Raw genomic sequence first — 637 nt, forward strand, 5'->3', positions numbered from 1 at the left:
ATATTCTACTTTGTCGATTTCGTAATCTTTATCACCGCCAGGAGTCGAAATCATCACTTCGTCGCCTTCCATCTTACCGATAAGACCACGAGCAATTGGTGATTTCACTGAGATACGGCCAGTTTTGATATCAGCTTCGTCTTCAGAAACAATTTGGTAACGGTACTCTTCGTCTGTATCAACATCAATCAGAGTGACTGTTGTACCAAAGATAATCTTACCCGTATTTTCCATCTGAGTTACATCGATGATCTGAGCCATTGAAAGTTTGTATTCAATGTCGCGGATTTGAGCTTCACAGATACCCTGCTCTTCACGAGCTGCATGGTATTCAGCGTTCTCTTTTAAATCACCTAATTCACGTGCTTCACCAATAGCTGCTGAGATAACAGGGCGTAGCTTAAGTAGGCGATCTAATTCGTCACGCAGCTGCTGAGCGCCACGTACTGTCATTGGAACCTTTTCCATTTTTTACCTCTATGCCAAAGCTTTCTTTGGCCAACATAAATACACCCAACGTACTTTATTGGGTAGTAGAAACAAAACGATTTGGCTTAGTGTAAACAAACTTTATGGCTAAATCATCTTTATTCCACTTTGCGTTATAAAAGCTGTATCTAGGTCTAAATTACAGACA

1 protein-coding gene is annotated in these 637 nt (G+C 40.7%); it reads right to left on the reverse strand.

Annotated features, from left to right (window positions below; all coding sequences use genetic code 11):
- A partial coding sequence (gene greA / locus BCT81_RS28790) for a transcription elongation factor GreA (protein ID WP_102426643.1) occupies positions 1–468 on the reverse strand: 468 nt, incomplete at its 3' end.
- Between the last annotated feature and the right edge of the window lie 169 nt (positions 469–637).

Source organism: Vibrio sp. 10N.261.52.A1 (assembly GCF_002876325.1).
Lineage (GTDB): Bacteria > Pseudomonadota > Gammaproteobacteria > Enterobacterales > Vibrionaceae > Vibrio > Vibrio chagasii.